This window comes from Pseudarthrobacter sp. NS4 (genome assembly GCF_024758005.1).
Taxonomy (GTDB): domain Bacteria; phylum Actinomycetota; class Actinomycetes; order Actinomycetales; family Micrococcaceae; genus Arthrobacter.
On record NZ_CP103288.1, the window covers coordinates 2,522,688 to 2,536,230 of the forward strand.

Below are 13,543 nucleotides of genomic sequence, written 5' to 3' on the forward strand. Positions count from 1 at the left end.
TTGCGCGGCTTATGCCGGCGGGCCGCACAGCCGGCCGGGGGCGCGATTCCTCGACAGCAGGGGGACCCGCCGCACACCCGAAATCCTAACACCGGCCGGTTGCCGGGACGTGTAACGGTAGGCTGGTCCGGTGCCTATATCTAACGAACGAATCGTCTGGATCGACTGCGAAATGACCGGCCTGGACATCAAAAATGACGCCCTGATCGAAGTCGCAGCCCTGGTCACGGACTCCGAGCTGAACATCCTTGGCGACGGGGTGGACGTAGTGATCAAGCCAGATGATGCCGCCGTGGCCCAAATGAACGACTTCGTCCGGGACATGCACACCAAGTCGGGGCTCCTGAAGGAACTTCCCGCGGGAAAAACCATGGCAGAGGCAGAGGCAGCTGTCATGGAGTACATCGCCGAATGGGTGCCGGACCCGCGGAAGGCCCCGCTGGGCGGCAACTCGGTGGGCACGGACCGGGTCTTCCTCTCACGGGACATGCCCGCAGTCGTGGAGCACCTGCATTACCGGGTGATTGACGTGAGCACCATCAAGGAGTTGTCCCGCCGCTGGTTTGCCCGGGCCTACTTCCAGTCGCCGGCGAAAAAGGGCGGTCACCGCGCACTCGGTGACATCAAGGATTCCATTGACGAACTCCGTTACTACCGGGAAGCAGTGTTTGTGCCCTCCCCCGGACCGGACAGCGTGACGGCGCAGAGAATTGCCCGGCGCATTACCTTCGGCGAAACAGCCGGCCTGCAGGAAGCGTAATCTGCGCCACGTTCCGCAGGAATTTTTCCTGAAAAGGCCGAAAGTGGACAAAGCACACCTGAAGAGCAGGTAAGCTATTTGAGTTGCCTTTCCAGAGAGCCGGTTAGCCGGTAAATCTGCAGGGCACATGGTGGGCTTAGCTCAGTTGGCAGAGCGCCTGGTTGTGGTCCAGGAGGTCGCGGGTTCAACCCCCGTAGCTCACCCTCACAGGATGGTATTGCCGCCGTCCAGCAAGGAGGCCGCACCGGATATCCGGTGCGGCCTCCTTTGTTTTGCCCTGTTGCTGTTGCACGAGACACCGCCGAAGGACCGTGACATGACTGTTCTGCCAATCACCATCTGGGGAGAGCCTGTGCTGCACCACAGAGCATCCGAAGTGGAAGTGTTCGACGACGAACTCCGGACCCTGATTGCCGACATGTTTGAAACGAACGACGCCGCCAACGGCGTTGGCCTGGCGGCCCCCCAGATCGGGGTGGGCAAGAGGATCTTCGTCTACAAGTACGCCAATGACGACGGCGCTCCCCCCACCGGCGTGCTGGTCAATCCTGTCCTGACTCTGTCCAAGATTTCCGGTGCCGTGCCTGATCCGGATGAGGAGGAAGAGGGCTGCCTGTCCTTTCCCGGGGAAGTGTATCCACTAAAGCGTGCCGACTGGGCGCGCGTTGAAGGCTTTGACGAATTTGGGGAGCCGGTGAAATTCGAGGCCACGGGCTGGTTCGCAAGGGTCATCCAGCACGAGTACGACCATCTTGACGGCAAGCTGTACGTCAACCGGCTGCTGGACCGCTACGCCCGCAAGGCCATGAAGCAGGCGAAAAAGAACGGCTGGGGGGTGCCGGGGCTGACCTGGATGCCGGGAGTTGATCCAGACCCCTTCGGGCATTAGCCGGCCGGCAGCTGCCCGTCAGCGCGCCATGACCGTCTGCTGGTCCGGACAGGACCCAAGCACGCGCCTCATGGCATCCTTCTCAGCCTCCGTTACCCAAAGGCTGTAGGCGGCCTTGACGGAAATTTGTCGTGCGACGTAGTGGCACCTGATTGTCTTGTTCTTCGGAAGCCAGGTGGCGGCGTCGGCGGCGCCTTTCTGCTGGTTGGCGGGACCGTCCGCCGCAATAAGGTTTAACGGATCATTGGCGAGGCTTTGGCGCTGGCTGGGAGTCAAGTGCTGGGCGCCCTTCTGCCAGGCATCGGCCAGGGCCACTACATGGTCGATCTGCACTGCCCGGCTGCTTTCGGAGCCGCGGCGGAAATCGACATGCTGTGCTGTGTACGGTTCGTGGAAGCGCCCGGCTGCAATCCCGCAGTTGGAGCCCTCCGTGAACACCACGCCGGCCAGGTCCCGCCGCAGGATGTCGTTGCGGGTATCGCAGCCGTTCCGGTCCACGTCCAGCCAGGCCTGGCCGAAGGCCTCGCGGTGGTAGTTGTCCTTGCCTGCCCGCCCCTTGACGGCGAGGAGCTCCAGCGCGTCGAGCGCGCGGCCTTCAGGGATGTGGTTTACGGCAACCACGGGCTTCATCCAGGCAGGATCAAAAACAGGGGCCTCGCTGGGGCCGGCCGCAGTTGGTTCTGCTGCCGCAAACTGGCCTGCCGTGAAGAACCAGAGCAGGCCTGCGACGACGGAAACAGCGGCAAGTGCCAGCAGCGTCCACGCCTGGCGGGACCGGCGGCGCGCCCGCCGGTAAGCGGACCAGCTGACGGTCACCCGGCACCTGCCCCGGGGCTGAATTCATGCACCCAAAGAGCCTAGGACACGCGCCGGAGCCCTTCGCTGTTTTCCACAGTGTGGAGGGCGGGTGGCAGGTCACGCGGGGGCAGTCACTGCTCCCGCATCACTCTCCGGAGGTCTTCCTCCGCTATTGCCAAGAGGCCCTCAAGCTGGCGGACCCGGTCCTCCCCCACATCCCCCGATGCGTAGCCGGCGCGGGCGTGTTCAACCAGCCGGAGGGCTTCCTTGTGATTGGCCTTGGCGACGTCGAGGGCGTGTTCCAGGGTGGTGTCGTGCTGGAGCGTCGAATCTTTATCCATGCCACCAGTGTGGTCCCGTTTCCCGGCTGATTCCAGAGAATCAGCCGGGAAATCATAGACCGGCGGCACGGGACTAGACGGCGATTGCCGCCAGGGCCGCGGCGGTTTCCTTTGCGGGGAACGACGGCGGGTTCACGCCGGCCATCTCCTCCATGACGCGGACCACCTGGCAGCTGTAGCCAAACTCGTTGTCGTACCAGACGTAGAGGACCAAGTTCTTCTCGTTGGAGATCGTGGCCAGGCCGTCCACAATGCCGGCGCGCCGGGAACCGACGAAGTCGGTGGATACCACCTCGGGTGAGTCGATGTAGTCGATCTGCTTGCGCAGGTCCGAGTGCAGCGACATCTCCCGCAGGTAGTTATTGACCTCGTCCTTGGTGGTCCCGCTTTCCAGGCTCAGGTTCAGGATGGCCAGGGAAACATCCGGGGTGGGGACGCGGATGGAACTGCCGGTGAGCTTACCCAGCAGCTCGGGCAGGGCCTTGGCAACGGCCTTGGCAGCGCCGGTTTCGGTGATCACCATGTTCAGTGCCGCGGAGCGGCCGCGGCGGTCGCCCTTGTGGAAGTTGTCGATCAGGTTCTGGTCATTGGTGAAGGAGTGGACGGTTTCCACGTGTCCGTGGACCACGCCGAACTTGTCGTTGATGGCCTTCAGCACCGGGGTGATGGCGTTGGTGGTGCATGATGCCGCGGACACGATCTGGTCGGTGTCTTCGATGGTGCCGTGGTTGATGCCGTGGACGATGTTCTTCAGGTTGCCCTTGCCCGGAGCGGTCAGGAGGACGCGCGCGACACCCTTGCTCTGCAGGTGCTGGGACAGTCCTTCGGCGTCACGCCAGCGGCCGGTGTTGTCCACCACCAGGGCGTTGTTGATGCAATAAGCGGTGTAGTCGATGGTGGCGGGGTTGTCCGAGTAGATGACCTGGATCTCAACGCCGTTGGCAGTGATGGTGTTGGCTTCCTCGTTCACCCTAATGGTGCCTTCGAAGGAACCGTGGACCGAATCGCGGCGCAGGAGGCTGGCGCGCTTGGACAGGTCGTTATCGGAGCCGCGTCGGACCACGATGGCGCGCAGGCGCAGGCCGTGGCCGCCGCCGGCCTTTTCGATCAGGAGGCGGGCCAGGAGCCGGCCGATCCGGCCGAAGCCGTAGAGCACCACGTCGGTGCTGGTGCGGTCATCGCCGCCATGCTTTCCCACTACATCGGCCAGTTCCGCCCGGAGGAATTCCTCCAGGGTGGCGCCATTGCCCTCTTCCTTGAACTTCTGGTTCAGCCGGGCGATGTCGATCGCTGCCGCGCCGAGCTCCAGCTGCGCCAGGGTGTTCAGCAGCGGGGCTGTTTCCTCCAGGAGCAGTTCGTCCTTGCTCATGCGGCGCGCGAAGCGGTGCGCCTTCAGGATGTTCATGGTGGACTTATTGATCAAACTCCGGCCATGGATGCTGGTGACCACGTTGTTTTCGCGGTACAGCCGGCCGATCACCGGAATCATGGCCTCGGCGAGGGCCTCCCGGCCCATCCACGTATCAAGACAAGAATCTGACGTCTGGCTCACAGAAATACCTTCCTCGGTTCAGCCGCATACGTCGTCGTACGCGGATGTCGGCCACCTGATGATGTCCAGGGGCACCGCGCCTGCAGGGGTCGGCCCCCAGGCGCCTGGATCGCGTGCAAAGAAAAACCGCCGGCTGCGAACGCAACTCCGGCGGAAGAACTCCCGCGTCCGGATCCATTCTAAGTTGGCTGGCCTCCGGAAGACGGCCCCAGCTGAGTGAAATCACTCACAGGGACCTTTGTTACTTCATATTTGTCAGTCAGTTGTGGATGGCCGAATAGACATTGAGGCTGGCGGAGAACACCACCCATGAAAAATACGGGAGCACCAGCAGTCCGGCGGCCGTGCTTACCGGCCCGAACCGCAGGACGAGGAGGACCAGGACAACTGCCAGTGCCCCGATCACCGCGAGGGCAATCCATAAAGCGGCCACCCCGAGCATTGGATACATTCCAAAGAACGTGAAGGGCCAGGCCAGGTTGAGCAGCAGTTGTGCCGCGTACATCCAGGCGAGGCGTCCTGCCAGCGCTCCCCTGCGCCAGACCAGCCAGGCGGCTACTGCGATGCCGCCGTACAGCGAGAGCCACGCCGTGCGGAACATCCATCCTGCCGGCATCCACGGCGCCTGGACGGAATCGGCAAACCAGCCGCCCCTGTTCAGGATGATCGGAACCGACGCCAGCATGCATAGGGCATAGGAGAGTGCCAGGAATCCGGCCAGGGCAACCACCTGCCGCTGTTTGCTCCGCACCGGTACGCGCAGATGTGCGGCCAACCCGGAGCGGGAGCGGTCATCAGGAATTGCAGGCACGCTACAGCATCTACACCATGGCTTCCAAAGGTCAAACCAGGCTCTTAATGATACGGACGGGACAGCCGATACGCCGGGTTCTGTGCCTCCCCTCCCGTTGCCGGAAAGGGAGCGGCGGCCATCCATCTACGAGTACCGTTGCCGGCACCCTCCAGCGGCCTACCCGGACACTCGGGCGGGCAGCCCTCAAACGTGTCCTGTCTGGCCTTGCTCCGGGTGGGGTTTACCTAGCCTTCCCGGTCACCCGGGAAGCTGGTGGTCTCTTACACCACCGTTTCACCCTTACCTGTTTCGTGCCGCTTTCAAACCGGCGCGACCCAGGCGGTCTGTTTTCTGTGGCACTGGCCTGCGGGTTACCCCGAGTGGGCGTTACCCACCACCCTGCCCTGTGGAGCCCGGACGTTCCTCGAGCCACTTGCGTGACGCGCGGCCGCCTGGCTGTCCCATCCGCATCCAGTCTACCGGCGCGGGGCGCCCTGCCTCACCGCCGGTAGGATCGGACGGTGCTGATTCTCCTTCCCCCTTCCGAAGGCAAGACACCGGCGGTCCGTGGATCCGCCGTCGACTGGCCTTCCCTGAGCTTCCCGCTGCTGAACACCTACCGCGCCAAGGTCCTGGATGCGCTGGGTACGGTAAGCGCCCATGAGGATGCCCTCGCTTTGCTGGGGGTCGGTGCGTCACTGAAGGACGACGTCGACCGCAACACCCGGCTGCACGCTGAACCGGCGGCTCCGGCGCACCAGATTTATTCAGGAGTGCTCTACGACGCCCTGGGCTACAAAACACTTACTGCCGGCCAACGCCGCAAGGCAGACGAGTCCGTACTCGTCATTTCGGCACTCTGGGGCGCCATCCGCTTCGGAGACAGCGTGCCTGCCTACCGGCTGTCCATGGGAACTGCCCTGCCCGACGTCGGACGGCTCGCCTCATTCTGGAAACCGCAACTCTCCGATGCGCTGGCCGGGGCCGTCGCCGGGCACCTGCTGGTGGACTGCAGGTCCAGCACCTACGCAGCCGCGTGGGCGCCGCCGTCGGACCAGACTGTCGCGGTGAATGTGTTGACCGAAGCCGCCGGCGTGCGGAAGGTGGTCAGCCATTTCGCAAAGCACACCCGCGGTGAGCTTGCACGCCACCTGCTGGTGCGCCGCGGGAAAGCCCCCACCACGCCTGAACAGCTCCTCAAGGCCGCCCGGGAGAAATGGGAGGCCGAGCTCGTGCCCGGCTCAACGCGGAAGCCTCACGCACTGAACATCATCCTGCCGGGCTGATTACCAGGGCGTCAGGCCCACTCTTCGGAGCGGACCAGGATGGCGCCGGAATCGGGGCAGAAGACGACGTCCTCGGCAGAAGCGGCCTTGATCACGGCGAGGTCGCCGGGGCTGAGCTTCATCCCCGAGGCTTCGGATGTGCCATGGAACAGCCGCGCAGCACCCACTCCCCGTTTGGCCAGCGTTTTTTCGTAGACGGCAAGCAGCCCGGCGTCCAGCCCCTGTGCAAATTCTGCCCGTTTTGCCCCGACCTCGGCCGCCTCCGCGTCAACCGCGGCAAGGGCTTCGTCAAGTTCAGCGCGGATGGTGCCGAAGGACCCCTGGATATCGTCCACAATCTGCTGCTGGGCAGCCTGCCGGGCCCTGAGGGTGTCCAGCCGTTCCAGGATTTCCAGCTCCACGTCCTCCAGGTCCGAGCGCCGCCTGTTCAGCGACGCGATGTCCTTCTGGAGGGCAACCAGGTCCTTGGAAAGGCCCGTGCCGCTGTTGAGCCGGGCCTCATCGCGTTCGATGCGCGTGGCAACCTGTTCCACGTCCGCTTCCGCGCGCTTCAGTTCGCCCTCGGCATCGTGGACGGCAATCTTAGCTGAGCCCAGCTCTCCGTTGGCGACCGAAAGGGCGGCCTCCAGGTCCTTGATCCGGGGGTCGTTTTCCAGCGAGCGGCGGCGGTTGGCGAGGGACTTCAGCTTGGCGTCCAGCCCCTGCAGTTCGAGCAACTTCAACTGTTCCGCGGGTGCTGCCTTCGCCACTGTTACCTCCGTTTGATCCCTGCCGGCCGGAGCCGGGCACCTGAAAGGCGCTCCCTCGACTCTAGCGCCTGGCCTGCTCCCAAACCTCGCTCCGCTCGGCTTAGCCAGGGGTGAGTATGAAGTCCCACGGGTCGCTGTTGGTGGCACTGACCTGGATTTCGACGTCGTGGCCCTGGTCGGTGAGGACGTTGCCCAGGGCCGCCGCCGCGGCAGGCAGCCACAGCCACTCACTGGCAAAGTGGGAAACGTCCACCAGGTACGGCCGGCCGTTCAGGGCTGCCTCCCTGGCCTCGGACGCCGGGTGGTGGCGGAGGTCGGCCGTTACGTAGACGTCGGCGTTGCTGGCCCGGACCTCATTGAGGAGCGAGTCCCCGGCGCCGCCGCAGACCGCGATCCGCCGGACCAGGCCGTCCTTGTCACCGGACACCCGGACTCCCCCGGCCACCGACGGCAGGATCCCGAATACACGGGCGGCAAAATCCCCAAGGCTCATGGCGTCCGCGAGGTCCCCGACGCGTCCGATCCCTTCTTCCGGCAGCCCGTTGGCGGCGACCGTGAGGGGAGCGACGTCCTGGAGCCCCAGCGCATCCGCCAGGACATCGGAGACGCCCCCGACGGCGGAATCGCCGTTGGTGTGCACGGTGAGGAGAGCCGTACCGGACTCGATGAGCCGGTGAACGGCGCGGCCCTTCGCCGTAGTGGCAGCAACCGATGTGACACCCTTGAGGAGCAGCGGATGGTGCGTAATGAGAAGCTCGGCACCCCACTCCACAGCCTCTTCGATGACCTCGAGGGTCGGGTCCACCGCAAACATCACCCGCCTGACCGGAGCGGAAGGGTGGCCTGCCACCAGCCCCACCTCGTCCCAGTTTTCGGCAAGGGATTCGGGCCAGAGTTCCTCGACGGCGAGAAGCAGCTCACCCAGCGTGGGAGCATCCGCGGGGCCCGCCCCGGCCGGCCCGCCCGAGGGGGCATCGCCGTCGTGATTCTTAGGGCCGGTAACGTCGGTGTCCACAGGTTCCATAGTCTTAGTTTTACCCCATCGTCCGGTGGCAGCTGCCATAACCGGGCTGGGCCGCCGATGCCCGGGGAATCATCCGGAGCCCTCAACCATTGAAGAGGTCATGAAAACTTTTGTTCTTGGCGGAGGCTGCTTCTGGTGCCTTGACGCCGTCTACCAGAAGACCAAGGGCGTCACCTCGGTGATTTCCGGCTACACCGGCGGGCATGACCCGCATCCGGACTACTACTCGGTCTGCAGCGGAACCACCGGTCACGCGGAGGTGGTGGCCGTGACGTTCGACGAGGAAATCATCCCGGCGGAGGTCATCCTTGATATGTTCTTCGCCCTGCACGACCCCACGACACTGAACCGGCAGGGGTACGACGTCGGCACGCAGTACCGCTCGTCGATGTTCTACGAAACCACGGAAGAAAAGATCCTGTTCGAAGATGCGATCGACCGGAACCAGGCTCTGTGGGCGAATCCCATCGTCACAGAGGTCAGCCGCCTCCCCCGGTTTTATGTTGCCGAGGAAGCCCACCAGAACTTCTACGCCAAGCATCCCGAGCAGGGGTATTGCCAGGTGATCATCAATCCCAAGCTCGCAAAGGCCAGGAAATATTACTCTGCATGGCTTAACGCTTAGCCACCGTTACGCCGCCTCGTTAGGCTGACCTCAGTATTCACCCCTCATCAGAGATAGGCGTATGTACATGGCACGGATTTATGACGACGTAACGCAGCTGGTCGGCGGAACCCCGCTGGTCAAGCTCAACCGGCTCAGCGAGGGGCTGGACGCCACCGTTGCCGTGAAGCTTGAGTTCTACAACCCGGCCAACAGCGTCAAGGACCGCATCGGCGTGGCCATCGTGGACGCCGCCGAAAAGTCCGGGGCCCTGAAGCCCGGCGGCACCATCGTCGAAGGCACCTCCGGCAACACCGGAATCGCCCTGGCCATGGTGGGTGCGGCCCGCGGCTACAAGGTCATCCTCACCATGCCCGAGACCATGTCCACCGAACGCCGGGTCATGCTGCGCGCCTTCGGTGCCGAGATCGTCCTGACCCCCGGTTCCGAGGGCATGCGCGGCGCCGTGGAGAAGGCCCAGGAGATCGTGGCCAACACCGAGAACTCCATCTGGGCCCAGCAGTTCGCCAACGAGGCAAACCCCGAAATCCACCGCAACACCACGGCCGAGGAAATCTGGACCGACACCGACGGCGCCGTGGACATCTTCGTCGCGGGCGTGGGCACCGGCGGCACGGTCACCGGCGTCGGGCAGGTCCTGAAGGAGCGCAAGCCGGGCGTCCAGATCGTCGCCGTCGAACCCAAGGATTCCGCAATCCTCAACGGCGGCGCACCCGGTCCGCACAAGATCCAGGGCATCGGCGCGAACTTCGTGCCCGAGATCCTGGACACCAATGTGTACGACGAGGTCCTGGACGCCACCCTGGAGGATTCAGTGCGCGTGGCACGCGAGCTCGGTGTCAAGGAAGGCATCCTGGGCGGCATCTCCTCGGGCGCCATCGTCTGGGGCGCCCTGGAACTGGCGAAGCGTCCCGAAAACGCGGGCAAGTTGATCGTCGCTGTGGTCTGCGACTTCGGCGAGCGTTACATCTCCACCGTGCTCTATGACGACATCCGCGGCTGATTAGAACCGCCATCCGCCCGTTTCCTGTAGAAAGAACTTTGTGGGCTTTTTCGCAAGACTAAAGGAAGACCTCGACGCCGCCCGGTCCCACGACCCGGCGGCTCGAGGTTCTATCGAGAACTTTTTTGCCTATTCCGGCCTGCATGCCATCTGGATCCACCGGTTGACGCACCGTCTCTGGCAGAACCCGGGCCTGCGTTTCCCGGCACGGCTGATCTCCCAGCTGGGCAGGTTCGTGACCGGCATCGAAATCCATCCCGGCGCCACGATCGGCCGCCGGTTCTTTATTGACCACGGCATGGGCGTGGTGATCGGGGAAACCGCGGAGATTGGCGAGGACGTGATGATTTACCACGGCGTCACTCTCGGGGGCCGCTCCCTCGCGAGGATCAAGCGGCACCCCACCATCGGTGACCGGGTGACAATCGGCGCCGGCGCCAAGATCCTGGGACCGATCACCATCGGCCGGGACAGTGCCGTGGGCGCCAACGCGGTGGTGGTGAAGGACGCGCCGCCGGAATCCATCGTCACCGGGGTTCCTGCAAAGTGGCGACACCGGGACGCGCAGCGGGAGACCAAGCCCGCTGTGGACCCTGCTGAGTACGAGATCGAATACCATCTCTGACCCCGGGATCATGGCCCCGGGCCGTTACATCAAGCACTGAAGTGAAAAGGCGGGCAGTCCCGGTTATCCGGGAACTGCCCGCCTTTTCGCGTCTTTGCAGCAGGATCAGTGCGTGTCTACCGCTTCGATCTCTGACTTGTCCTCGCCCCAGAGGGTGTGGAAGGTGCCTTCAGCGTCAACACGGCCGTACGTGTGGGCGCCAAAGAGGTCGCGCTGGCCCTGGATCAGGGCGGCCGCAACACGCTTGCGGCGCAGGCCGTCATAGTAAGCCAGCGAGGAGGAGAACACCGGCACCGGGATGCCGAGCTGCACGGCAGTGGCAACCACGCGCCGCCACGCCGGAAGCGCGTCCCCAATGGCTTTGGTGAACGCAGGTGCGAAGAGCAGGTTGGCCGGCTTCTCATCTGCGGCGTAGGCCTTGGTGATGTCCTTCAGCAGTTCAGCCCGGATGATGCAGCCTGCGCGCCACAGTGATGCGATTTCGTCCAGTTTCAGGTCCCAGCCGTATTCCTTGGCCGCCGAGGTCAGCATGTCCAGGCCCTGCGCGTAGGACACGAGCTTGGAGGCGTAAAGTGCCTGCCGGACGTCCTCGACGAAAGTCTCGGGGATCTCAACGGATGCCTCGTTGCCGGCCAGCAGTTCCTGGCCCAGCTTCCGCTGCCCCGCCTGCGAGGACAGTGCACGGGCGAAGACGGACTCGGCGATGCCGGAGACCGGCGAGCCCAGTTCCAGGGCCGAGATGACCGTCCAGCGGCCGGTGCCCTTCTGGCCGGCGGCATCGACCACAACGTCAACGAACGGCTTGCCGGTCTTGGCGTCGACGTGGCCCAGGACCTCTGCGGAGATTTCGATCAGGAACGAGGACAGCTCGCCCTTGTTCCACTCGGAGAAGATCCTGGACTGTTCAGCGGGCTCGATGCCCGCACCGGAGCGCAGCAGGTCGAAGGCCTCGCCGATGACCTGCATGTCAGCGTATTCGATGCCGTTGTGGACCATCTTGACGAAGTGTCCGGCGCCGTCGGTGCCCACCCAGGCGCAGCACGGTTCGCCGTCCACCTTCGCGGAGATCTTTTCCAGCAGCGGGCCCAGGGCCTCGTAGGACTCCTTGGAACCGCCGGGCATGATGGAGGGGCCGTTCAGGGCGCCTTCCTCGCCGCCGGAAACGCCGACGCCCACAAAGTGCAGGTCCTTCTTCGCCAGCGCGGCCTCGCGGCGGCGGGTGTCCTCATAGTGCGAGTTGCCGGCGTCAATGATGATGTCTCCTGCTTCCAGGAGCGGTTCGAGCTGCTCGATCACAGAGTCAACCGGCTTGCCGGCCTTGACCATGATCAGCACCCGGCGGGGCTTCTCCAGCGAGTCCACGAGTTCCTGCAGGGTTTCGGTCCGGACAAAGTCGCCCTCCGAACCGTACTTTTCCAGCAGTGTGTCCGTCTTCTCCACGGACCTGTTGTGCAGGGCGACCGTGAAGCCGTTCCGCGCGAGGTTGCGGGCCAGGTTGGCGCCCATCACGGCGAGGCCGGTGACACCGATGTGTGCAGTCATCAAAACTCCAATTCATTTCTGTGCGACGGATGCGCAGCGGCGTTCCCGTGCAGGAGACGCTGTGGCATTTTTCAGGGTCGGAATAAAGCATATATATTCAGAGCGGTCACAGGAAAGTAACGCCCACCTGATGGGACCATTTGTGTCGCTGCCCTCCCGGGACGGCAGCCAGTCCACGTCCACCTTCGCACTAGGCTTAGCTGCATGACCAGCAGCCTGCACCACCGTGCCATAGAAAATCTTGGCACCCGCATCATCTCCGGGGACCTGCCTGCTGGCCATGTGATGCTTGCCGAACAGCTCGAGGACGAGCTCAAGGTTTCCCGTTCGGTGATCCGCGAAGCGGTCCGGGTGCTGCAGTCGCTTGGCCTCGTGGAGACCACAAAGCGGGTGGGCATCCGGGTGCTGCCGGCCAGCCGCTGGAACCCCTTCGACCCGCAGGTCATCCGGTGGAGGCTGGCCAGCGACGCCCGCGGAGCCCAGCTGCGGTCCCTGGCCGAACTGCGTGCAGCGGTGGAGCCAGCCGCCGCCGAGCTGGCGGCCCAGAACGCGCCGGCTCCCTTGCGGCTGGAGTTGGTGGATGTCGCCTATGCCTTGCGCGAGGCCGGGCACAACGGCGAAGTGCCCCGCTTCCTGGACCTGGACATCCAATTCCATTCCCTGCTCCTGTCCGGCTCGGGCAACGAGATGTTCGCAAACCTCATGGGCCAGGTGGCCGAAACGCTCACCGGCCGTACCGTGCACGGCTTGATGCCTGACCATCCGCACGAGGCTGCCCTCCAGTGGCACGTTGATGTGGCGGAAGCCATCGCAAGGGGTGACGCGGTGTCCGCCCGGGACGCTTCGGACCGGATCATGCGTCGGACCATGTCCCGGATGTCGGATACCTGGACCGAGCAGCCGCGGGTTTTTATCCCCGTGCACCGCTGACTTCCGTTCCCGGACGAATGTCCAGCAGCACCTTGCCGGATTGATTACCCCGCCAGTTCAAGGCTTGCTAAAAGCGCCCGTCATAGAGTGGCGGCGACTTTTTGTTTCCTGGAGTTCACGGTATATTCATTTCAGGCCCTCCACCGCGGCATCCCCCAATAGTCGCGGTGGAGGGTTTTCCAATGCCCTGGCAAAGCCCGGTGGCCCCCCCGATGACACTCAGCCGGGCCTTTTCACGCCGCGTCGGCAGCCGATACCCTCAGGCGCCAGCCGCCACCCAGCCCGTCCCGCTCAAGGAGCATGGTGGTCAGGGCAGAGTTCCTGTTGCGTCCCAGCCTCACCTGAACCTGCAGGATCTCGACATCCACCCGGCTGCTGCCCTTCGGCATCCTCCGGTGGGTCTCCCACCAGTTGACCCGCTCGAACCATCTGACCGGCTCGGCACCCACCGCCCATTCCCTCCCGCGGCTAACCACCGCCGTCGGCATTCCGTTCTTGCCCGTGCGGACTATTACGTGTTCCATTCCTGAAAGCTATGGCAGGGGTACGACATTTACGGCCTTGGCCGGGGACAACAAAAAACCCCGCAATTCCTGCCGTTGCCGGACAAAAATTGCGGGGTTTTA

The 13,543-nt window shown here is 64.1% G+C and carries 15 protein-coding genes, 1 tRNA gene and 1 other RNA gene; 8 read left to right on the forward strand and 9 right to left on the reverse strand.

The features are described from left to right. The first annotated feature begins 172 nt into the window (after positions 1-172). The 3 genes from orn to def all read left to right on the forward strand — a co-directional run bounded on the left by orn (position 173) and on the right by def (position 1,649). The gene (gene orn / locus NXY83_RS11900; RefSeq protein WP_258806194.1) at positions 173-760 is read left to right on the forward strand and encodes an oligoribonuclease; all 588 of its coding nucleotides are present in this window, start codon (positions 173-175) and stop codon (positions 758-760) included. A 130-nt stretch (positions 761-890) separates the two neighbouring features. Further along, positions 891-963, forward strand: a tRNA-His gene (locus tag NXY83_RS11905). A gap of 113 nt (positions 964-1,076) precedes the next feature. Then, entirely contained in the window at positions 1,077-1,649 is a 573-nt protein-coding gene (def, locus tag NXY83_RS11910) for a peptide deformylase (protein WP_258802443.1), read from the forward strand. 18 nt (positions 1,650-1,667) lie between these two features. Here def and NXY83_RS11915 read toward each other — a convergent pair whose 3' ends face one another. From NXY83_RS11915 to rnpB, 5 genes are all read right to left on the reverse strand, one after another. After that, complete coding sequence (locus tag NXY83_RS11915; RefSeq protein WP_258802444.1) at positions 1,668-2,465, reverse strand: HNH endonuclease family protein; 798 nt, start codon at positions 2,463-2,465, stop codon at positions 1,668-1,670. 113 nt (positions 2,466-2,578) lie between these two features. Continuing rightward, positions 2,579-2,788 carry a hypothetical protein gene (locus NXY83_RS11920; protein WP_258802445.1) on the reverse strand — a complete coding sequence of 70 codons (210 nt, stop codon included), beginning with the start codon at positions 2,786-2,788 and terminating at the stop codon, positions 2,579-2,581. A gap of 73 nt (positions 2,789-2,861) precedes the next feature. Further along, positions 2,862-4,304 carry a glyceraldehyde-3-phosphate dehydrogenase gene (locus NXY83_RS11925; protein ID WP_258802446.1) on the reverse strand — a complete coding sequence of 481 codons (1,443 nt, stop codon included), beginning with the start codon at positions 4,302-4,304 and terminating at the stop codon, positions 2,862-2,864. A gap of 295 nt (positions 4,305-4,599) precedes the next feature. Further along, positions 4,600-5,151, reverse strand: coding sequence for a TspO/MBR family protein (locus tag NXY83_RS11930; RefSeq protein WP_309484073.1), 552 nt, complete (start codon positions 5,149-5,151; stop codon positions 4,600-4,602). Positions 5,152-5,204: 53 nt separating this feature from the next. After that, positions 5,205-5,597: RNase P RNA component class A (gene rnpB / locus NXY83_RS11935), an RNA gene on the reverse strand. A 57-nt stretch (positions 5,598-5,654) separates the two neighbouring features. Between rnpB and NXY83_RS11940 the strand changes: the two genes are divergently transcribed. Continuing rightward, positions 5,655-6,419 carry a YaaA family protein gene (locus NXY83_RS11940; protein ID WP_258802447.1) on the forward strand — a complete coding sequence of 255 codons (765 nt, stop codon included), beginning with the start codon at positions 5,655-5,657 and terminating at the stop codon, positions 6,417-6,419. Between the two features lie 11 nt (positions 6,420-6,430). Here NXY83_RS11940 and NXY83_RS11945 read toward each other — a convergent pair whose 3' ends face one another. Together NXY83_RS11945 and NXY83_RS11950 are read right to left on the reverse strand one after the other, a co-directional pair. Then, the gene (locus NXY83_RS11945; RefSeq protein WP_258802448.1) at positions 6,431-7,168 is read right to left on the reverse strand and encodes a zinc ribbon domain-containing protein; all 738 of its coding nucleotides are present in this window, start codon (positions 7,166-7,168) and stop codon (positions 6,431-6,433) included. Positions 7,169-7,268: 100 nt separating this feature from the next. Next, a complete protein-coding gene (locus NXY83_RS11950; RefSeq protein WP_397427125.1) occupies positions 7,269-8,192 on the reverse strand; it encodes a Nif3-like dinuclear metal center hexameric protein in 924 nt (307 codons plus the stop codon). A 100-nt stretch (positions 8,193-8,292) separates the two neighbouring features. On the opposite strand from NXY83_RS11950, the gene msrA reads away from it, so the two are divergent. The 3 genes from msrA to epsC all read left to right on the forward strand — a co-directional run bounded on the left by msrA (position 8,293) and on the right by epsC (position 10,445). Then, positions 8,293-8,817: a peptide-methionine (S)-S-oxide reductase MsrA gene (gene msrA / locus NXY83_RS11955; RefSeq protein WP_258802449.1), complete on the forward strand. Its 525-nt coding sequence runs from the start codon at positions 8,293-8,295 to the stop codon at positions 8,815-8,817. Positions 8,818-8,884: 67 nt separating this feature from the next. Then, the gene (gene cysK, locus NXY83_RS11960) at positions 8,885-9,820 is read left to right on the forward strand and encodes a cysteine synthase A (protein ID WP_258802450.1); all 936 of its coding nucleotides are present in this window, start codon (positions 8,885-8,887) and stop codon (positions 9,818-9,820) included. 40 nt (positions 9,821-9,860) lie between these two features. After that, complete coding sequence (gene epsC, locus NXY83_RS11965) at positions 9,861-10,445, forward strand: serine O-acetyltransferase EpsC (RefSeq protein ID WP_258802451.1); 585 nt, start codon at positions 9,861-9,863, stop codon at positions 10,443-10,445. A gap of 105 nt (positions 10,446-10,550) precedes the next feature. Here epsC and gndA read toward each other — a convergent pair whose 3' ends face one another. After that, the gene (gene gndA / locus NXY83_RS11970; protein WP_258802452.1) at positions 10,551-11,987 is read right to left on the reverse strand and encodes an NADP-dependent phosphogluconate dehydrogenase; all 1,437 of its coding nucleotides are present in this window, start codon (positions 11,985-11,987) and stop codon (positions 10,551-10,553) included. A 204-nt stretch (positions 11,988-12,191) separates the two neighbouring features. Here gndA and NXY83_RS11975 point away from each other — a divergent pair, with 204 nt between their 5' ends. Further along, positions 12,192-12,917 carry a FadR/GntR family transcriptional regulator gene (locus tag NXY83_RS11975; RefSeq protein WP_258802453.1) on the forward strand — a complete coding sequence of 242 codons (726 nt, stop codon included), beginning with the start codon at positions 12,192-12,194 and terminating at the stop codon, positions 12,915-12,917. A gap of 233 nt (positions 12,918-13,150) precedes the next feature. Here NXY83_RS11975 and NXY83_RS11980 read toward each other — a convergent pair whose 3' ends face one another. Further along, on the reverse strand, positions 13,151-13,441 hold the full coding sequence (locus tag NXY83_RS11980; RefSeq protein ID WP_258802454.1) for a hypothetical protein: 291 nt from the start codon (positions 13,439-13,441) through the stop codon (positions 13,151-13,153). Between the last annotated feature and the right edge of the window lie 102 nt (positions 13,442-13,543).